The sequence below is a fragment of the Cohnella panacarvi Gsoil 349 genome (assembly GCF_000515335.1).
GTDB classification, from domain to species: domain Bacteria; phylum Bacillota; class Bacilli; order Paenibacillales; family Paenibacillaceae; genus Cohnella; species Cohnella panacarvi.
Map to the genome: position 1 here is coordinate 4,461,245 of NZ_KI911563.1, position 20,030 is coordinate 4,481,274.

A 20,030-nucleotide genomic window follows, 5' to 3' on the forward strand; every position below is an offset into this window, starting at 1 on the left:
GAATTTCAAAGGATGCCTGAATAGAGACACCCTCATTGAATCCATTGGAGTAGTCGGATGGATGCGCTAACGTGAAAAAACAAAAAACCGCAAGACGGTCACTTTGAAAAAAGTGACCGTCTTGCGGTTCGCAGTTCGAAGAGAAGCGGCGGCTCATTGCCCGGATAAGAGGGGCAGAGGCCTCCTGATCGATTATTCTTTAGGAAGCAAGTTGGCGAGGCTCGCGAACGGCAGGTTCTCGTAGTGGTCCGTCTTGTATACGACCTCGCTCTCGACCTTCGCTTCGTCGCTAATTTTATTATGCTTGAATTGCAGCTTGTCGTAGAGCTTCACGAGAATTTGCGCGGTATTCATCGCGTCGTCCAACGCGCGGTGATGGGAGCCCTCGAACGGGATTTCGAGCATTTCGAGCGCGGGCTTGAGGCCCATCTGCTGATGCTTCTCTAGCTTGTAAATCTTGGATAGCATCTTCTGCAAGTTGTTATGGTTGACGATCCAGTCGGTCGAAATCTGATTTTGTCGGCATTCTTGCACGAACTGGCGTTGATCGTCCGGTCCCCACGCGCACAAGAAATATTCCTCCGGACCGATCCATTCGATAAAATGGCGGACAACCTGGGCTAATGTTCCGGCAGCGTTAACGTCATCCTGCTTAATCCCGGTGAACGCCGTCGTATCCGCTGTAAGCTGCGGCACGACAACCGGCCTGACGAACGATTGAAAAGTCGAGATAATCTGCGGCGCCTCGTCGACTAAACCGACTTTCACGGCCCCGATTTCTATGATTTCGGCGATCTGCCCTTTCTTGCGTCTCACCGTCATTTCAAGATCGTATACGATAATGGTCACTTCATGCACCTCAAGAACAATCGATGGATGGAATACGTATCCTTGTTATTATAGACTTCCGAAGTCGTTTTGTCAGGGGATGAACGCAAAAAAATAAGAACCCCGAGATCGGGGCTCTTACGATCGGTTTGGATAACGTTGGCTATCGTTCGATCGGTCTCGCCGTCAGACGAACGGGAACGTCTTTATTGAAGATGAACACGTAGATGACGTCGTTCCATGCGTTAGTAAGCTCGTGCTTGCTGCCGGTCAACGGCGTCTTGATTCCCGTCCGGCCGTCCGCCTTAAGCCGGTTCGAGACGGCTTGGAGAACGATGGGATTCCACGTCCGAATTTCGGTTACCGAATAGGCTTCCGGATTGTCCGGATCGGCTTCCAGCGTAAAGGATAAGCTATGCGCGGAATACGTCGACGAGATCGGAGGCGGGCTCTCTTCCGTCGCAGCCGGCGCTTCGGCAGTCTCGTCCGTCGCCAAAGCTTGCGCGGTGACGGACGAAGAATTCTTCGGCGTATCGATCGCCGCGTCGGCATTGGCGTCGGCTCCGTTCGCGTTTGCGTTCGAAGGTTCGGCTTCATTCGGGGTTGCGGCCCCATTCTCGTTCTCGGTCACATTCTCGGTCGTAGTCTCGTTCTCGTTCGAAGTCGCCGCTTTATCCGTTATAGCGCCGGACTCGGAATCCGCTTTATCGTCCGCCCCGGAATCCGGAGATTCGTTCGGCGTTGCTTCTTGAGGTACTTCGTTCGTAGGCTCTTCCTCCAACGGAATTTCTTCCAACGGAATTTCTTCCGGCGGCGATTCTTCCATGAGCGGCGCGTCGGCCGGGCCGAGCAGCTCGGTCAGTTTGGAAGCGGAGAGGCCGAGGAATCCGGAGATTTCGATCTGTCCGCCGCGGAAGAAACCTTTGTAAACCGCGACCCCGTCCGCGTCGAACAGCGTGCCGACGCCTTCGTATGCGTCTTCGCGGAATTTACCCGCGTAGACCGGGATGCCGGCGTCGTTGAATGCTTGACCGTCGCCGTCCCTGAGGCCCATGGCGAAGCGTCCCGTGTAAATGACCGTCCCCGATGCGTTCATCAAGGAACCTTCTCCGTGAAATTCGTCCAATTGGAATAATCCTTTATAGATCGCAACGCCGTTCGGGTCGTATTCCGTTCCTTCCCCGGACTTAACGCCGCCGAGAAAATTGCCCTCGTACCGAAGCTTTCCGTCCGGTCCGTACAGCTTGCCTGCGCCTTCGTATTGCCCCGCGTTGAACGCGCCCTCGTATACGAGCTTGCCGGCGGCATCGTACAGCTTGCCTTCCCCTTGATAGATTCCCATGACGAACGCGCCCGCGTATTGAGGAACTTCCTTCGCGGAATAGAGCGTTCCTTCTCCTTCGTATTTCCCCAGTAAGAACGCGCCCTCGTAGACGATGCTTCCATCCTCGGCGAACAACGTGCCCGAGCCCGAGTACTGGTCGTCGACGAATTGTCCTCGGTACAGCAGCGTGCCGTCCGATCGGAATCGCTCGCCTTTGCCGTTCTTCAGCCCTTTGGCGAAGTCGCCGATGTAGATTAGCGTGCCGTCCGGCGCGAACAGCTTGCCCGCGCCGGAGAATTGTCCCGCTTCAAGCGGACCTTCGTACAGCTTGTTGCCTTCCTCGTCCAAGATAACGGCCGGTCCGGTCAGTCCTTGCGCCATGGCGGCCGAAGCTTCGATCTTAGGCGTCTTCGCGAACCATTTGTCGACGAATTTAGGGGGCTTGATGAAGATGAAGAAGACGAGCACGAGCGAGATGAGCAGGATAAAGACGAACAATTTCTTGGCGATGTAGACCGTGCCGAACCGCCAATAGTTGTCTAGCGAGCGAAGCCGTCCCCCGAGAACGGATTTCATCCATTTGACGAGCCATTTAAGGAAGAGCTTCGGCAGCGTCTTTGCTTTCTTGAGGGGCATCAATATTTTTTTCTGGATCGGTTTAATGAACGGTTTGACGATTTGTTCGATCATTTAGGGCACCTGTATCGTAACTTGTCCAGGATTGACGATTTGGATGACTCCGCCGAAGTTGCACATGCACTTGGAGGAATTGTTCAGCGCCGGGAAGTTGGAGACCAGAACGGTCGGAGAGCCTGGAACCCATGGGGCTGCGGTAACCGGCGTGCAAGGCATCGGCGTCAGGACGCCGAGCGCGGCTGCGGTCGCGGACGCGACGGCGGGGTTAGCCATCGATTGGCACATGCCGAACGGAGTGATGTTCACGAACGGCTTATTGTCCATGATGTTGGCGATTGGCATAGCGGTCATCGTCCGGTTGACCGGAAGCACGTTCAGCATCCCCGGCGCGAGTCCGAACGAGCATTGCAGCGCGGCTCCTCCGCATACGAGCTGTCCCATGGCAACTCCTTCCGCATGGCGTCCGAAGGCCATGCCCTTCTCGAGGCATATTATTCCTCTATACTACATCATCGCTCGATAAATGTCATTTTTTAATAGAAATAGGATGTAAATAAACGGGACATATAGTACGATGGGAATTACTAGATTTCTGTAATTGATTGTCTCGTAGAGATTATTGTCAAATAAGGATGTGGGCATCCGATTCTATGAAAAAGCTTGCTCCCCTACTATTGTTATTCTCTTTAGCGCTCGCGGCGTTGTGTCTCTATCGGATCGATTCGGATAAAGGGCTGGAGAGCGGTCCTTGGGTCAACCACTTCGAGCTTCAGAATTTGTCGCGAGCTGCGGAAAGCCCGGATGCTTCGATCGTAGCCATCAGCGATTCCAAGCAGCGGATCGTGAAGCTTTCCTCGGACGGCGTGCTGCAAGCGGAGGTTACGAGATCCAAGGCGGAACGGGACCAGCGCCGAGACTTCACGGAAATCGCGACGGACGGGGCGGGGAACCTCTACGCGCTCGACACCGTGCTGGACGATTACGGCTTATACGTGGTTCAGGAACAAATCGTGCGATACGACGCGGCCGGGCATAACCGGACCGTGCTGTTCGAATGGGAAGGCAACGGGAGCGGCAAGCGCATAGGCCAGTTGAAGGGGCTTCGCGTCGCGCATAACGACTTGACCTTCTTCGTCGCGGAAGAGGACAAGGTAACGCTCATGCGGGTATCGCTATCCGGCGGCCAAGCGGAAAAGCCGTTCATGTTCTCGCTTCCGAGCAACCGGTATTTGTCCGAGATCGTCGGGACGAGCCCGGGTCGAATTTTCTATTCGACGAAGAAAGGCGCCATATACCAGGTGTTCGAGAACGGGGAGACCAAACTCGTCTATCCGCTGGACCTTATGGAGCGCACGCGCAAAAATTTCCCCGAGCGGTTGTCGCTCGACCAGGAAGGGCGCTTAACGTTCGTCGACAGGTCGCTCAACGCGGTCACCGTATTGGAGCCCGGAAGGGATAACGGACTTCGCGTGGCGGCGGCGAACGAAGATTTAGAACGGTCCGCGTTCGGCGCGGAAGGCTACGAGCTCATGGATGTCGTCTCGACTGCGGAGGGCGGTTTCATCGCCGTTCTGAACGACCGCGTGCTTCAGTTCGATGCGAATGCGAAGCTGGCCGGGACATGGTCGGATGCGAAATACTCCAAGGACGAGAGAACGTCGACATGGATCAGGTGGACGCTGCTGCTCGCGGCGGCGGGGCTGGTCCTCTACGGCGTCAGGGCGGTATATATCCATACGCTCAACCGCAGAATGTCGCTTTTCTTCAAACAAATCTTGATTTCGACGCCGATCATCGTCGTCTGCATGTTCTTGCTCGCGAACTTCATCTATGACAGCTTCTCCGCGCGCATGGAGCAAGAGATGCAGCGGGAGCTGTCTTTGCTCGCGCGCAACGGACAAAACTTGATCGACGGAGATGCGCTCTTGCGCATCCAGTCTCCGGAGGATTTCCGGAACGACGATTATAACGCGATACGCGCCAAAATGAACTTTCTGTTCGAAGGCGAGTACAAAGCGGACCGCCAGGGCTTGTACAGCACGCTGTACAAGTACGAGGACGGCAAGCTGTACATCATTATGGACGATGACGACGGAGTTAATATGTTCAAGCCGTTCGAGACGAACGAGGAGAACGAAGCCGTTCGTGCCGAAGGCTTCGTGAAGTCGGGTCAATGGGAGGACGCCAACGGCAAGTGGCTGTACGCGATCGGCCCGGTATACGACAAGTCGGGGAACGTCGTCGGCATTTATGAGACAGGCCGCGATATGAGCGTTCTCGCCCAGTCTAACCACAAGATTTACGAGAGCATCGTCCAGAATATCGTCATCATTACGTCGGTGCTGCTGTTCGTCATTTTGCTCGTCACCTTCATCTTATTGTCTTCTTTGCGCAAGCTGCAGAGGAGCGTCATCGCAATGGCGGACGGCAATTGGGACACGAACGTGAAGCTGAGAAGCCGCGACGAGGTAGGCGACCTAGGCGAGCAGTTCAACCGCATGGCGAAGTACATCCGGCAATATATCGCGGACATTACGCAATTCTCCGAAGCTTCGTTCCGGTTCGTGCCCCAGCAAATTTTCAAATCGCTCGGAAAGAAGGGCATTCTGGACATTCGCCTCGGCGACCAGGTGCAACAGAACATGACGGTCATGGTCGCCGACTTAAGAGATTTCCACCGCTTCGCGCAAACGTTGACTCCGAAGGAAAACTTCAACTTCATGAATTCGTTCCTTCGGCGGTTCGGACCGATCGTGCGCGAGGAAGACGGACTGATCAGCAAATATCTCGGCGCAGGGTTTATGGCGTTATTCCCCGGCTATGCGGAGCAAGCGCTGAAATCCGCGGTCAAGATCCGCAGAGAGCTCATTCTCTACAACGAAGGTCGCCGAAGAGCGGGCTACGAGCAGGTAGACATCGGTATCGCGATTCACAAAGGACCGCTCATGCTGGGCATCATCGGGGAAGAACGGAGATGGGAAGGCAACGTCATCTCCGACGACGTCCGCCTGACCGCCGTGCTCGAGAAGCTTTCCGCGGAGCTCGGGAGCTCGGTGCTCGTGACGAGGGCGTTCTTCGAACAGTTAAGGGAGCCGGAGAGATTCCGTCACCGCTCGCTCGGCAGAATTACGCCTGAAGGTCACGGCGAAGCCGTCGAGCTGATCGACGTCTACGAAGGAGATCCGGATACGGTCCGCCAGGCGAAGGACCGGACGAAAGCGCTGTTCGAACGGGGATTGCTGCTCTGCCAAGAAGGAAGGTTTTTCGACGCGCGCGAGACTTTCGTGGAAGTGATCAAGCACAATCGGCTCGACAAGGCGGCGAAGCTGTACTTCTACTTGTGCGATGAATATTACCAGAAAGGCGTTCATGCCGGATGGAACGGAACGCTCGCCATCTGATCTACAGACGCTCGGCTTAGCCGGCCATGCGAACGGTCGGACAGCGAAGGGGGAACTAGCGACATGACGACGGGATTTCGTGACGGGCGGGAGCATCTCGAAGCGGAGCTTGAGTGGCTGGATGCCGGTCTCGAGGCGCTGCTTCTGCTCGGCGGAGGCAAGCCGGATGCGGACCCGTTATCTCAAGCAGGATTGAAGGGGCTCGTCGTGACGTCGACGGAACTCGCCGCTAGATCCGAGGCGACGGGGGAAATATGGGAACGGTACGCGGAACGCCGGCGCGGGCTGGAGCGGCGAATTGCCGAGCGCGCGGCCAGCGCTTGGAACGACGGCGTCGACCTGCCTATTTTGCGTCTATGCCGATCGCTCCGCCTTTCGACTTGGGAAAGACGATTCCTCGTGCTCTGCGCGGCGCCGGAACTGCACCGCAAGTATGAGAAGTGGTACGCCTATCTGAACGACGACGTCACGAACAAGGCGCCGACGCTCGATCTGGCGCTGCGTTTGTTGTGCGATAACGCCAGCGAGGCGACCGCCGCCCGCGCGGCGCTTAGCGGCAACGCGCCTCTCCGCGCTTTGTTGCTGGATAAGGCGGGCGAGAAGCTTTATCCGGAACGTGCCGGCCTCACATCGCCGCTGCGGCTCGACGAGCGCGCGATCAGCTTCCTGCTAGGCACGGAGAAGGTCGACGGCAGGCTGTCGGGAATCGCTGAGGCGCACGAGGCGCTGCCGATGAACGAGCTCCCGCCGATTCCGTTCGCGGATCGGACCGAAGCGGCGCTCGGAGGACTTGGCGATCCGGAGTTACTGGACGGCGCCGTGCCTTTCGTTCACTTGTGGGGACAGGCGGGAGGCGGCAAAAAGCTGCGATTGCGGCGCGTGGCGTCGGCCAGGCGGCAGACGCTGCTCGTCGTTCATGCCGACAGACTGCCCGAGGATTCGGCGCGCGCGTCGGAGTTGCTGCATATGGCGGCGAGAGAAGCCGTGCTGACGGATGCCGTTCTATGCGTGTCCGAATCCGCCGCGCATGCTCCGGGTACCGCTCCGAAGCACGCGGAAGGATGGCGATCCGCTATTGCCGTCTACGCGAAATACGCCGCGTACCCGCTCGTCGGATGGACGTCGATCGCGAAGCGGCAGCCGTCGGACATCCCGACTCCTCCCGGATGCGTCATGTACGAAGAAGCGGTCGAGCCGCCGGATGCTTCGGTGCGCGATATATTCTGGCGGGCCGAAGCTACCGAGCGCGAGGAGTGGGCCGGCAAGTCCGCCGGATTGTTAAAGTCGCTAGCGGACAAATACAGGTTTACGCCCGGCCAGATCGGTCAGGCGTGGCGACAAGCGAAGGCGCTCGCCGCCGGAAGGGGCGGAGACGCACCGACGTCCGAAGAGCTTGAGATCGCTTGCCGCAAGCAATACCGCCATCGCCTCGCCCAACTGGCTGATCCGATCAAAGTCGCGCGCAAGCTGGCCGATCTGATCTTGCCGCCGGAACCGCTGGCACTCATCGGGGAAGCTTGCAATCGCTTCCGAAACCGCGAGACCGTATTCGAGCAATGGGAGTTCGGCCGCAAGCTGCCGTATGGCAGAGGGCTCAGCCTGCTATTGGCCGGTCCTCCCGGAACGGGCAAGACGATGGCCGCGGAAGTGATCGCAGGAGAGCTCGGGCTCGAGCTGTATCGCATCGACTTGTCGCGGATCGTCAGCAAGTACATCGGCGAGACGGAGCAACGGCTCAGCGAGCTGTTCGCCGAAGCGGAGAACAGCGGCGCGATTCTGTTCTTCGACGAAGGAGACGCGCTGTTCGGCAAACGGACGGAGGTCAAGGACGCGCACGACAAGTATGCCAACATGGAAGCGGCGTATTTGCTGCAACGGATCGAAGCATATGACGGCGTCGCCATCCTGGCGACGAACCTGATCAACAACATGGACGAAGCGCTAATCCGGCGCATGACCTATATCGTTCAGTTTCCTTTTCCGGGAATCGAGGAGAGGGAACGCATCATGCGCAATCACTTGCCGCAAGCCGCCCCGGTATCGAACGATCTCGATCTGCGCTTTTTGGCGGAACGTCTCGAGGTGTCCGGGGGGTATCTGAAAAACATCGTTCTTGCATCAGCTTTCTTGGCATCGGCCGATCTGAAGCCGATCGGAATGGAACATTTCGTGAAAGCAGCCCGTCAGGAACTTCGCAAGATGGGGAAAATCCTAGTAAAAGAATCTTTTTTTCCATATTTCGCGGAATGAAACGAACAATGACGTAGTCAAGGCGAATTTTGGTAGTTATAATAGAATAAGCTTGAAATTTAAATGTTTTCATCGAACGATGACCAAAGCGAGCGAGGGAGGGATCGGCATCGGAGGCTACACCGTTATAGCGGACACCGGTTCCAGCTTGCTTAAGCTGCTTCGAGAGCAGCTATGTCCCGATCCGGTTCCGAGACCTGAGTTAATCGGCATCGCTTCCCCGGTCGACAAGGCCGATCTTGCATTATCCCTCTATTTGTTCAGCGTGAGGGAGAACGGCGAATCGAGGCGCAACGAATTGCAAGCGCAAGGCGGCGTGCTGAAATTCCCGCCGCTCGCCGTAGATTTGCATTATATGATTACGGCGCATTCCGCGGCGGACGTATTGTCGAGAGCGTTGGACGAGCATCGGATTCTCGGACGCACGATGCAGGTGCTATATGATAACGCCTTGCTTCGCGCGCCATATCTGGAAGGTACTCTCGCGGATAATCAAGAGGAATTGAGAATCGCATCGGAGAGCTATTCGAACGAGCAGCTTGCCCAAGCCTGGCAATTCGGCGATTCGCCGTACAAGCTGTCGATGATGTACCGAGTCGGTCCCGTCCTGCTGGAATCGACTCGCGTGAAGCCGGGGCCGCGCGTCGTCGAAAGACGGATCACGCTGCAGGATAAAGGCAGGGACGGATGATGGGGAACGAGTCGACAACGTTCGTCAACCGATGCTCGCTTGTCGTCAGAGCGGTCGACTTGTGGTCCGGCGCTCCGCCTTCGGCGTCGTCGATTCGGGTAGCCATTCGCGGCCACAACCGCGCGCCGATGCGCACGAGCGACGGAAGCTACGCGTTCCTCGATTATCCGTACGACCGCTGCACCGTGACCGTTACGTCTCCGCAATATCTCGATTACGAACGCGAGATGGCGCTTGGAGCCGGAGTTCCGATTATAACCGCGGGACTCATGCCGAGCAGATTCCGTTCGGCGCCGGCGGCCGCCTCCGGTCTGCGCTTTCGGATCGTCGGCGAGAAGACGGGCAAACCGGTCAAGGATGCCGAAGTATACGCGTACGTGGATGACGACCGCGCGATCTGCGGCCGCATAGCCGAAGATCAGGCCGTTAGCGGCATGCCGTCCATCCGCATAACGCCCGCGGCGATCAAGCTGATGCCGGGCGACGTCTTCGTCGTTCGCGGCAAATCCGGGGCGGCCGATTGGGCGAAAGTATCGGAATTCGCCGACTATTCGGGCAACGGAGAAGATGTCGCGCTTGAGACGCCTTTGAAGCGGACTTGGTCTCGCGGAGAACGGCTGTTGATCGCGGCCGCAACCCGAAGCGATGCCGACGGCATCGTAACGGTTCCGTTCCGGGGCGTCCTCCCAAGCGAGTTCCAGACTTTCGTCGAAATTAGGCTGGGCGGCAGAAAGATTGAAGCGAGTTTCACGGGCAGCGGCGGCGAAGTACGCCAGTTCCCGGACTTGAAAGCATGAATAGGTGTATGACGTCGGCAAGAACGGTACGCCGCGATCGGCCGACGAAAATATAAAGTTCATTCCAGAGAGGAGGAACTGGCGAGCCCGACCTGCGATCAGCAAGCGATACATACATATTCATAACGTACATAGGGGGAGCCGGGAAACATGGCAGAGTATTTGTCGCCTGGAGTATACGTGGAAGAGTTCGAAAGCGGCTCGAAGCCGCTAGAAGGGGTAAGCACGAGCACGGCAGGCTTTATCGGTCTTGCTCAAAGAGGCCCGGTAGAAGGGTTGCCGCTTCTGATCACCAGTCCTGCCGATTTCCAGCGCAATTTCGGATCTTATTTGTCTGAAAGCGCATACGGCGGATATCGGTTTTTGGCGTACGCGGTTGACCAGTTTTTCACGAACGGCGGTTCGCGCTGTTACGTCATGCGCGTCGCGCCGGCCGATGCCAAACCGTCCTCCAATGAAGGCGGAGAAGCTTCGGCGCTGTCCATTGCAGCGAAGAACCCAGGTTCCTGGGGCAACTTGATCAAAGTCGTCGTGACGGATGCCAGCAAAGCGAAGACGTAAATCTACGCGGCTGCGGGCAAGCGGTACCGCGTCAAAAACGCCGGCGGTTTCTATCCGGGCGATGTCGTCGCGTTCAACGACGGCGAAGACGTTCAGTACAATCGCGTCATTAGCGTACAGGACAACGAGATCGAGCTCGCTAGCGAGCTTTCCGGCGACATCGTGGACAACGCGCTGCTGCCGACCAAAGTGTTGTCGACTTGCGAATTCACTTTGAACGTCGTTTATGGCGATGAGCTGGAGACGTTCGAGAGAGTCAGTCTAAACCCTGAAGCACCGAGCTACGTGGACAAAGTAGCGGCCCGTTCGAACATCGTTACGATCGCCGCTCGAACCATTTCCACGGATGCCGTCGCGCCGTTCGATACGGTAACGGGACTAGGTGCGTCCGGCAAGTTGGAATTCGTCCTCGCGGGCGGAAGCGACGGCGCCGTATCCGGCATCGCGCCTTCCGATTTCATCGGCGAAGACCGCGGACCTGGCCGCCGCACGGGCATCCAATCGTTCATCGACAACGACGTCGTCAGCCTGATGGCGATTCCGGGCATCACGGATCCGAACGTACAGCTGTCTCTCGTGGCGCATTGCGAGAACTTGAGAAGCCGCTTCGCGATTCTGGATATTCCTCGCGAGAAGACGAAAGTCGCTGACGTTATCACGCACCGCAACCTGTTCGATTCGAGCTATTGCGCGCTTTACAATCCGTGGTTGTCGGTATTCGACCCGCTCGACAAGCGCAATATTTTCGTTCCACCATCCGGTACGATCGCGGGTATCTACTCCCGTTCCGACACGACAAGAGGCGTGCAGAAGGCTCCGGCTAACGAAGTGCTGCGCGGCGTCGTCGGACTTGACGTGCAGTACAACAAAGGAGAGCAAGATATTCTGAACCCGATCGGCGTCAACTTGATCCGTTCGTTCACGGGCCAAGGCATTCGCGTATGGGGAGCAAGAACGGCAAGCTCGAACACGCTGTGGAAATACGTCAACGTTCGCCGACTGTTCATCTTCTTGGAAGAGTCCATCAAAGCCGGCACCAACTGGGTCGTCTTCGAGCCGAACAACGAACAGCTGTGGGCGCGCGTGCAGCGTACGATCGACGCGTTCCTTACGCGCGTATGGCGCGGCGGCGCGTTGATGGGAACGAGCGCTTCGGAGGCGTTCTACATCGATATCGGCCGCACGACGATGTCTCAGGACGACATCGACAACGGCCGCCTCATCTGCGTCATCGGCATCGCTCCGGTCAAACCGGCCGAGTTCGTCGTATTCCGCATTACGCAGAAGACGGGATCGGAATAATCGGTTTCACGGAACTAATCGGCGCCCGATGAACGGGCCTAACAATAGGAACGGAAGGGGATATCCATGGCAGGCGAACGCAATGATCCATACCGCAATTTTAGGTACCGCGTCGAGATCGAAGGACTTCAGCAAGCCGGATTCAGCGAGGTTACCGGCTTCGACGCCTCGTTCGACGTGGTGCAATATCGCGAGGGAGACGACGTCATTACCCCGCGCAAGCTTCCGGGCTTGGCTCGCTATAGCAACATCACGCTCAAGTGGGGCGCGACGGAATCGATGGAACTGTGGGAGTGGGTTCAAGAGTGCCTAGAGGGCACGATCGAACGCAAAACCGTCACCATTATCGCGATCGACGAAGAAGGCGGAGACGTCGCGACGTGGCAAGTCATCGAAGCATGGCCTACGCGTTACACGGCGCCTAGCTTCAACGGTTCCGGCGCGGAAGTCGCGATCGAGCTGCTCGAGCTCGCGCATGAAGGCATGACCCGCACGGCGTAAGCAATCGGTACGGACAAATTCATGCAGAGAACAAGGGAGGCCCTCTCTCTTGTTTTCTGTGTTTATAAACATCTATCAGGAAGCGAGGAACGGACGCAATGGCTTTCGAAACCGAATACGAATTTGAGCTTCCCCGCGGCCTCGTGGACGATCACGGCACGCTCCATAAGCGAGGCGTCATGCGTCTGGCTACCGCCGCGGACGAAATTCTTCCGATGAAGGACCCGCGCGTACAGCAGAATCCGGGCTACTTGACGATTATCCTGCTTGCAAGGGTCGTTACGCGTCTGGGAGATTTGAAGCATATAGACACGAAAACGATAGAGAAGCTGTTTACGGCCGATCTTGCTTACTTGCAAAATTTGTACCGCCATATCAACGACATGGAACCGCCGAGGCTGCATACCGCTTGTCCGAAGTGCGATCACGAGTACGAGGTGGAAGTCGATTTTTTATCCGTAACGGAGGGCCTCTCGTAAGTTATCCGGTTGAGCGGATCTACGAGGAAGTCGGCTTCATATCCTATTATTTTCATTGGGCCCATGACGACATTATGAACATGGACCACCGCGAGCGGCGCAGGTGGTGCGACGAAATTTCGAAAATCAACAAGAAGCTGAACGACGAGCCGGACAGCAAAGCCAACGTGTTCGACGTGTTCGGGAAGAGGTGATGAGTGGTGGCGGGTACGGCTAACGCGAGCAATTCCGGCATCATCGGCGCATACCGATTCGCGGTGGAGCTTGACGGTTTGCTGGTTGCGGGATTCTCCGAGGTAACCGGGTTGGAGTCGCAAACGGAATACGAGGAAATTCGCGAAGGCGGCGTGAACGGCTACGTTCATCGGCTCCCGAAAGGCGTGCGAACGCCGCCGATCGTGCTTCGCAGGGGCGTCTCGTCCTCGCAGGAGCTCTGGTCCTGGTACGAGTCATCCTCGCAAGGCAGGGTGACGCGCAAGAGCGGCTCGATCATTCTGTATAAGCAGGACGGCGCCGAGCTGTGCCGATGGAATTTCTTCGAGGCATACCCCGTGCGCTGGACGGGACCGACGCTTAACGCGTCGGCGAGCGAAGTCGCCGTCGAAGCCGTTGAGCTTATTCATAACGGCATCAAAGCGATTTACAAGCCATAAGCCGGGAATATACAGCAACCGAAATCGGGCACAAGAAATACGATTCATTGCGCCTCATCCCGGCAATCCATATTAGCTTGAAAAATAACAACTATATGCATTTATTTTAGGGATTAGGCTTTAGTGAGTGAGAAATAACAACGATTTGCATTTATTTCAATCAAAAACAGTATTTTTCTTGTCTGAAGCATGAATTAACTGCGTATATGCGTTATTTGATGCTGGCATTCGATTCGACGTAATTTAACTGCAAATGGTTGTTATTATTCGATCGGATTTGCCTTATTTCGCCGAGGCGAATAGATGCTTAATCTGGATGAACGGAGGAGAAGCGCGCATGCGACGGTTGAATACGAAATTCGATACGAACGGATCGCGCGCGATCATCGTTCGAACAATGTTCGCGGCGGATATCGCCGGTAAATACGGACCCAATCGACGCCGCGCGCAGGGCGGCCGCTCCTTTCTCGTCTATCGCTCGTCCATGGCAGGCAAGAAGAAGCCGCTGAGCGTTAAGCCGGCAACGATCGTTCGCGTACAGGTCGTCATGCCGCAACCTGCGCAGATCGTAAAGCTACAGGAGACGCGGGTACTGCGAGAACGCGTTGTCGTGAAGGACGGAATCGTGACGAAGCCGACCGTGCATCGGGAGCGAGAACGGGAAAAACCGATCGTGCGCGAGCGTATCGTAGAACGGGAAAAACCGATCGTGCATGAGCGTATCGTAGAACGAGAAAAACCGATCGTGCGCGAGCGTATCGTAGAACGAGAAAAACCGGTCGTGCGTGAGCGCATCGCAGAACGCCAGAAACCGATCGTGCGGGAACTCATCGTAGAGCGGGAAAAACCCGCAAGCGATTCGGCATTGAAAGGGGCGCATCAACGGAACAAGATTGCGGAAAGCGAACAGACGAAAGCACCGGCCTTGAGAGATTCGATGAGTAGCGCTATGCCGGCCTTCGGTCGGACGTTCGCGAAACGCGGGGTTCGCAATGAAGCCGTCAAGTCGATGTTCAAGCGGCAATCGAGGGCAAGAGAGTTTGCGTTCCGGATGCTGGAAGACGAAGCGGGTCGGAGCAGCGAAAGCCCGAACACGGACGCGATTGCGAAAGCCGCGGCATCTATGGAGAAGTCTGAATTCGCATCGTATGCCGACTCTATCGACTCGCGGTCTGACCGGAACATGAATATGGCCAACAGAGGTTCTCTCGAACCTATTCTAATAAAGAAACAACGATCGTCGCCGGGTGTCCGTCAAGTCGTCCCCATCTCCTCTCGCGATGACGCGTCGCGTCAATGGAACGCCGTCGTGTTGATCAATCGGAGGACGATGGACCGGATGAAGTCTGTAAGCGCCCGTATGGCTGCACCTAATCCCAGTAAGCAGACAACAGCCGAAGGGAATAAGCGTGCTGATCGCGTCCAAGAGTCTCTGAAGGTTCAACGCTTCGGTCAAGAAGCGCAATCCAAGCCGGAAGAGGCGCGGGACGCGCAAAGCTTACACCGAGAGCCCGCATCGGGGCAGGATGCACATCGGCAATCGGAATCAAAGTCAGGAACTGCCGAGCAGCCGGTGACGGGGGCCGCTGAGCCTGCTCGACCGGTCGATTCCGGGCTCGCGCGTAAGAATGAAACCGCGCGCGGGAGCGAGCCGACCGATAAGCTGGCGGTAGACAAGCGTCTGTTAGGCGTCGATTCTTCGATCGATCGCATTTCCGTGACGATGTCGGAAGCGCTGCCTGCCGAGACGGCGTTTCCGATTGCGTTGCGCACGATCGATCATTTAGGATTGACAGTCCGTCTAATGTCCGCGCGAGCGGAAAGATTAGGTTCAGCGTTCGTTCTGCGCAATCGCGCAGAGCCGGGGACTGCGGAGACCGGTATATCGTACCCCTCCAAGCTGATTCTGAGGCGTTCGGCCGCGAACCCGAATACGTTCATAACGGCCAAACGCATAGCGAACGGAACGACTGGAATAAATGCGGGGAACGATGCGAATAAGGACACGGAACGAAGCGTACGGGAACTGGCGCAGGCCATGACAGCTCCGGCGAGCGTGTATCCTTCGACAGTTAACCGTGAGCCGGCTCACGGTCAATCCGCAGACTCCATGTCGAACAACGGACCTCGGGGGAATCCCGTCTCGTCGAGCGATTCGTCGGCTAACAAGCCGGTCGGACCCGAGAGGTCTGCTAGCGCATCGCTTGTAAACCTGCGTTTGGCGAAAGGATCATTCGGAAGCAAGGGTTTGTCGTATAAGCCTAAGCCAACTGCGGGTCAATCGGAGAAGCGCGCCGTTCCGTGGACTTCGCCGGGACAAGGAATGTTGCGATTGTCCGCGAACGTTAAGGCTCGGTTAGGCGCTCCGGGCGGATTCGCAGCTTCCGCGTCGCGCGCAATGCCGACAGGCATGATCGTCCACGCTTCGAGACGCGGGCTCTCCGTACTCGGGCGGATTGCAAGCCGGACGGATGTAGACCCAGCGGGAACGGCGACCCGTCAGTCGAAAGGCGCACAACCGAATGTCGCGCAATCGCTTGCCGCACAACAGAACGACGTACAGCCGAATGCCGCGCAGTCGCATACCGCACGGAAGAACGCTACTCAGCCGCATGCCACACAACCGAATGCCGCGCGGCCGAACACGGGCGGGTCGAACCCCGCTTCTAACGTCAGCGTTGCGAACGTCTCAGCGATCTCTCCGACGATATCGGCTAACGAGGCTTCGTCATCCGTGCTTCATCCGGTAACCGATCCGGCGATTATGCATCCGTTGGAACACGCGAAACGCGAATTCGAGAATGATGCGCAAGGATCGTCGGATCGTTCGTCCGAATTGACGCGCCTCTCCCGGGCCGAACCGGCGGTGTCCGACGGCTCGGGCCAAATTCCGAGAGTACGATTTACTTTCCGGAATCGGCTCATCGGTTCTTTCGCGCCGAACAATCCGGAACAAGGAGATAGGGCAGGCGGCGACATTCAGCGTCGTCCGACAGCGGCAATCCGCGTATCGAGCGCGGTTACGCCATTGGCCAGCCGGTTCGCTTCCGCGACGAATCATCGCGGTTCAGCACCCACGATCGGTAACGGTGACGCTAGGCAAGTCAATCTACAATGGACCGCGCGAACGTTGCGTTCCATGACGGCCGCGAGAACGCAATCGTCCGCATCTAACCGAACAGGAACACCGGCGAATGGGACAGCGGCAGATGGGGTGCAGACGGCGCAATTGACACAGACGGCGCAATTGACACAGATGGCCCATCCGATGCACCCGATGACGCGCCAGCTTCTGTCAAGTTCGGAATCGCTCCCTAGCGCGGCGCCTAGCCAGCCGGAGGAGCATCCGCTCGTCATGATACCATCTCTAGTCCCGGCGGCGTTGCGCCGCACGCGGCCATCGGATGTGCGCCTGACGAGTGCGAAGCCCAATCTCGCATCGGTCCCGGCCGCAATGGAACTGAGGCGTAACGCTGCCCAGCCGGTCAACGCGCCGGCCGAACCGGCGACCGCCGCAGTTACGGTAGAAGCGCCGCCGCATATCGACGCCAAGCAGCTGCAGAAAGCCATCGAGGCGATGCCTCAGCTTAATCCCGACCAACTGGCGGATCGGGTATACGCGGCCTTAATGAAGAAGATGAAATTCGAACGCCGTCTTCGCGGGTATTAACGGCAATCGGGAGGAGGTTCGGCGATCATGTCGCTCACTAAAGCCAAAGTCATCATCATCAAGAGCAATGGGCAAGAGACGGTGGACGTGTTGTTCAATCCGAACGAATACGTGCTGCAATCCGGCAACACGTTCTCCTGGCATACGATACCGGGGTTGCAATCGCCGATCGCGCAGTTCGTGAGCGGCGAGGCGACGACGCTGACGATGGATCTGTTCTTCGATACGTACGAGCAAGGTACGGACGTCCGCACGCATACGGCCAAAATATCCGGTCTGCTGAACGTAGACAACGACCTGCATGCACCTCCGCTCTGCCGGTTCGTCTGGGGATCGCTGGACTTCAAGGGCGTCGCGGAGAAAGTCCAGCAACGGTTCACGATGTTCCTCGGCACGGGCATTCCGGTCCGCGCGACGCTGAACGTCACGTTTCGCGCCGTGCAGTCGATGACCGAGCAGTACCAGAACGTCCCTCGCCAAAGCGCGGACCGAACGAAGCAGACGACGCTGAAGCAGGACGAGCAGCTATGGATGATCGCTACGGCGGAATACGAGGACCCGGGCAAATGGCGAGCGATCGCCGAAGCGAACGGGATCGATAATCCGCGCAAGCTGCCCGTCGGACGCAAGCTGACTATTCCTAGGCTGGAGTGAGGCTAACCGTGGCAGGTTCCGCAACGATCAAATTCGATACGACGACGTATACGATGCAGGCGCTCGAGACGAAGTACCGCAATTTTTTCTCTCCGGCGTTCGATATCAGCATCGATGGTCAGAGCTTCACCCTGCAGAACATCGCGGTGTCGATGCTCAAGGTAGATACGACGACGGAAGCGCGCGCGGATTCGTTCACGTTCGTCGTGGACAACGCTTATGATGCCGTGGCACGCCAGTTCAAGTGGATCGGATCCCTCATCGAGGTCGGCAAGACATGCACGATCAAGATGGGCTATACGGATAAGCTGGAGACGGTTTTCGACGGCATCATTACGGGCATTTCGCTCGATTATCCGGCGGACGGCATGCCGACCGCGACCGTGCAAGGAATGGACCGCTCGTTCCTCATGATGAGAAGCGTCAAGTCCAACCTTTGGCTGAACAAAAAAGTAAGCGACGTCGTCAAGATCATCGGCGGAAAATACGGCTTGCAAATGGCGGTCGACGATACGATGAGGCCAAAGCCGACGATCGAGCAATTAAAGACGAGCGACTTCCATTTCTTGAAGTCTCTTGCGGAGGAAACGAACCACGACTTTTTCGTCATTGGGCAGAAGCTGTATTTTCGCAAACCGAATCCGTCGGCAGCTCACGTCGTCACGCTCATGTACGGCAAAAACCTGAGAAGTTACTCGACGAGCGTGGACATCTCGAACCAGGTGAGCCAAGTGATCGTCCGCGGTACCGATCCGAAGACGCGAGTGCCTTTCCAAGCGACTTCCCAGTCGGTGAGCATTATCGGCACGAACGGCAAGACCGGCAAGGACATCATGGCCGCGCTGTCAAGCCACCTCGTCGAGACGGTGTACAGCGACGTCGCGACGCAAGCCGAGGCGCAGGCGCTGGCCAATTCGATGCTGAACGAGAAAGCGATGGATCTTGTAACGGGTCAAGGCGAATGCATCGGTATCCCGGAAATGCGCGCCGGAAGGCACATCAAGCTGGAAGGTCTCGGGCCGAAGTTCAATCAGAAGCTTGTGCTTAGCGGCGTCGTCCATACGATCGACGACAGGGGATTCCTGACGACATTCAACGTAGAAGGGAACGCGATCTGATGTCTAACTTTTTCCCAATGGGACAAGAGTCCGCCCCATCGATGGGCAGCGCGGGGACGGTGAACGGCGTCATGGTCGCCACCGTCACGAACATTAACGACCCCGACAAGCTCGGGAGAGTAAAGCTGAAATTTCCGGTTCGCGAGAACGAACACGAGACGGACTGGGCGCCGATCGTATCGCTGATGACGGGTAGCGCGATGGGCACGCTGTTCTTGCCGGACGTCGGAGACGAGGTGCTCGTAGCGTTCCATCTCGGACACTTGAACCAGCCCTTCGTCATCGGCTCGCTGTGGAACTCCCAGAAGAAACCGCCAACCTACGAACAGACGAACAAAATTCGCAAAATCCGGACGAAGAAGGGCCACGAGGTTATTTTCGACGATAACGATTCCGCCGCGAAGCTGACGCTGAAGACGCCGGACGGTCACAAAATCGAGTTCGACGACCAGAAGGACACGATCAAGATGGTAACGTCGACGAACAACCAAGAGGTGTCCGTGACCGGAGGTTCGAGCGGCAAAGTAATTGTCAAATGCGGAACGAGCAAAATCGAAATCACGCAAACCGGGGATATCACGATCAACGCGACGAAGGCGGTTACGATCAAGGGACCGCAGATCAACGTCGAGGCGTCGGCGAAGCTTACGCTCTCCGGCAACGCCGCGGTAGAGCTGAAATCGAGCGGTATCGTAACGATCAAGGGCGCGATGGTCAAGATCAACTAACGTTGATGGAAGGGGTAACGGGCGATGAGCGCATCATTCCTCGGCCGGGGATGGAAGTTCCCGGTGCAAGTGGACCGGGCGACCGGGCGGTTGCTGCTGTCGGAGGGCGAAGAAGATATCGCCGAAGCGATCCGCATCATTCTGAAGACGTCGAGAGGCGAGCGTGTCATGCGTCCGGACTTCGGCTGCGGGCTGAACGACTTCGTGTTCGGCACGATGGACGATACGACGCTTAGGCTGCTCGAGAGCGACATCAGGCAGGCGATCACGGTGTGGGAGCCGAGGGTGACGGACGTAGAGGTCGAAGTGACGCAAGACGATTCCAAGCCGGGACGTATGCAGATCGGCATTACTTATGTCGTACGCTCGACGAACAACTTGTTTAATCAGGTATATCCGTTCTACTTGGAAGAAGGAACGAAATAGCCGGGAGAGAC

The 20,030-nt window shown here is 57.1% G+C and carries 18 protein-coding genes; 15 read left to right on the forward strand and 3 right to left on the reverse strand.

Annotated elements, in window-relative coordinates; all coding sequences use genetic code 11:
• Nucleotides 1-192: 192 nt before the first annotated feature.
• The 3 genes from COHPA_RS0121290 to COHPA_RS0121300 form a co-directional block, all read right to left on the reverse strand.
• The gene (locus COHPA_RS0121290) at nucleotides 193-849 is read right to left on the reverse strand and encodes a 3'-5' exonuclease (protein ID WP_027088171.1); all 657 of its coding nucleotides are present in this window, start codon (nucleotides 847-849) and stop codon (nucleotides 193-195) included.
• Nucleotides 850-991: 142 nt separating this feature from the next.
• Nucleotides 992-2,842: an MORN repeat-containing protein gene (locus tag COHPA_RS0121295; RefSeq protein ID WP_027088172.1), complete on the reverse strand. Its 1,851-nt coding sequence runs from the start codon at nucleotides 2,840-2,842 to the stop codon at nucleotides 992-994.
• Nucleotides 2,843-3,229 carry a DUF4280 domain-containing protein gene (locus tag COHPA_RS0121300; protein WP_035121630.1) on the reverse strand — a complete coding sequence of 129 codons (387 nt, stop codon included), beginning with the start codon at nucleotides 3,227-3,229 and terminating at the stop codon, nucleotides 2,843-2,845. It lies immediately after the preceding gene.
• Nucleotides 3,230-3,438: 209 nt separating this feature from the next.
• Here COHPA_RS0121300 and COHPA_RS24685 point away from each other — a divergent pair, with 209 nt between their 5' ends.
• The 15 genes from COHPA_RS24685 (at nucleotide 3,439) to COHPA_RS0121375 (ending at nucleotide 20,019) form a co-directional block, all read left to right on the forward strand.
• On the forward strand, nucleotides 3,439-6,189 hold the full coding sequence (locus tag COHPA_RS24685) for an adenylate/guanylate cyclase domain-containing protein (RefSeq protein WP_027088174.1): 2,751 nt from the start codon (nucleotides 3,439-3,441) through the stop codon (nucleotides 6,187-6,189).
• A gap of 63 nt (nucleotides 6,190-6,252) precedes the next feature.
• A complete protein-coding gene (locus tag COHPA_RS0121310; RefSeq protein WP_027088175.1) occupies nucleotides 6,253-8,439 on the forward strand; it encodes an ATP-binding protein in 2,187 nt (728 codons plus the stop codon).
• A gap of 79 nt (nucleotides 8,440-8,518) precedes the next feature.
• Entirely contained in the window at nucleotides 8,519-9,130 is a 612-nt protein-coding gene (locus COHPA_RS25310; protein ID WP_027088176.1) for a Pvc16 family protein, read from the forward strand.
• On the forward strand, nucleotides 9,127-9,927 hold the full coding sequence (locus tag COHPA_RS0121320; RefSeq protein WP_035119719.1) for a hypothetical protein: 801 nt from the start codon (nucleotides 9,127-9,129) through the stop codon (nucleotides 9,925-9,927). Before COHPA_RS25310 ends, COHPA_RS0121320 begins: the two co-directional genes overlap by 4 nt.
• 150 nt (nucleotides 9,928-10,077) lie before the next feature.
• Complete coding sequence (locus COHPA_RS26215; RefSeq protein WP_027088178.1) at nucleotides 10,078-10,488, forward strand: hypothetical protein; 411 nt, start codon at nucleotides 10,078-10,080, stop codon at nucleotides 10,486-10,488.
• A gap of 162 nt (nucleotides 10,489-10,650) precedes the next feature.
• On the forward strand, nucleotides 10,651-11,790 hold the full coding sequence (locus COHPA_RS23965) for a phage tail sheath family protein (protein WP_027088179.1): 1,140 nt from the start codon (nucleotides 10,651-10,653) through the stop codon (nucleotides 11,788-11,790).
• Nucleotides 11,791-11,856: 66 nt separating this feature from the next.
• Complete coding sequence (locus COHPA_RS0121335) at nucleotides 11,857-12,291, forward strand: phage tail protein (RefSeq protein WP_027088180.1); 435 nt, start codon at nucleotides 11,857-11,859, stop codon at nucleotides 12,289-12,291.
• 98 nt (nucleotides 12,292-12,389) lie between these two features.
• Entirely contained in the window at nucleotides 12,390-12,770 is a 381-nt protein-coding gene (locus tag COHPA_RS0121340; RefSeq protein WP_027088181.1) for a hypothetical protein, read from the forward strand.
• Nucleotides 12,710-12,964 (forward strand): DUF6760 family protein, encoded by a 255-nt coding sequence (locus tag COHPA_RS26360; protein WP_211237911.1) that lies wholly within the window; start codon nucleotides 12,710-12,712, stop codon nucleotides 12,962-12,964. The genes COHPA_RS0121340 and COHPA_RS26360 overlap by 61 nt, the downstream gene beginning before the upstream one ends.
• Before the next feature lie 6 nt (nucleotides 12,965-12,970).
• Nucleotides 12,971-13,423, forward strand: a complete 453-nt coding sequence (locus COHPA_RS0121350) for a phage tail protein (protein ID WP_027088182.1) — start codon at nucleotides 12,971-12,973, stop codon at nucleotides 13,421-13,423.
• Nucleotides 13,424-13,760: 337 nt separating this feature from the next.
• Nucleotides 13,761-17,093 carry a hypothetical protein gene (locus COHPA_RS0121355; RefSeq protein ID WP_027088183.1) on the forward strand — a complete coding sequence of 1,111 codons (3,333 nt, stop codon included), beginning with the start codon at nucleotides 13,761-13,763 and terminating at the stop codon, nucleotides 17,091-17,093.
• Between the two features lie 27 nt (nucleotides 17,094-17,120).
• Nucleotides 17,121-17,747, forward strand: a complete 627-nt coding sequence (locus COHPA_RS0121360) for a CIS tube protein (protein WP_027088184.1) — start codon at nucleotides 17,121-17,123, stop codon at nucleotides 17,745-17,747.
• A gap of 8 nt (nucleotides 17,748-17,755) precedes the next feature.
• Nucleotides 17,756-18,865, forward strand: coding sequence for a phage late control D family protein (locus COHPA_RS0121365; protein WP_027088185.1), 1,110 nt, complete (start codon nucleotides 17,756-17,758; stop codon nucleotides 18,863-18,865).
• On the forward strand, nucleotides 18,865-19,593 hold the full coding sequence (locus tag COHPA_RS0121370; protein WP_084760871.1) for a phage baseplate assembly protein V: 729 nt from the start codon (nucleotides 18,865-18,867) through the stop codon (nucleotides 19,591-19,593). The genes COHPA_RS0121365 and COHPA_RS0121370 overlap by 1 nt, the downstream gene beginning before the upstream one ends.
• A gap of 24 nt (nucleotides 19,594-19,617) precedes the next feature.
• Entirely contained in the window at nucleotides 19,618-20,019 is a 402-nt protein-coding gene (locus COHPA_RS0121375) for a GPW/gp25 family protein (protein ID WP_027088187.1), read from the forward strand.
• Nucleotides 20,020-20,030: the final 11 nt, after the last annotated feature.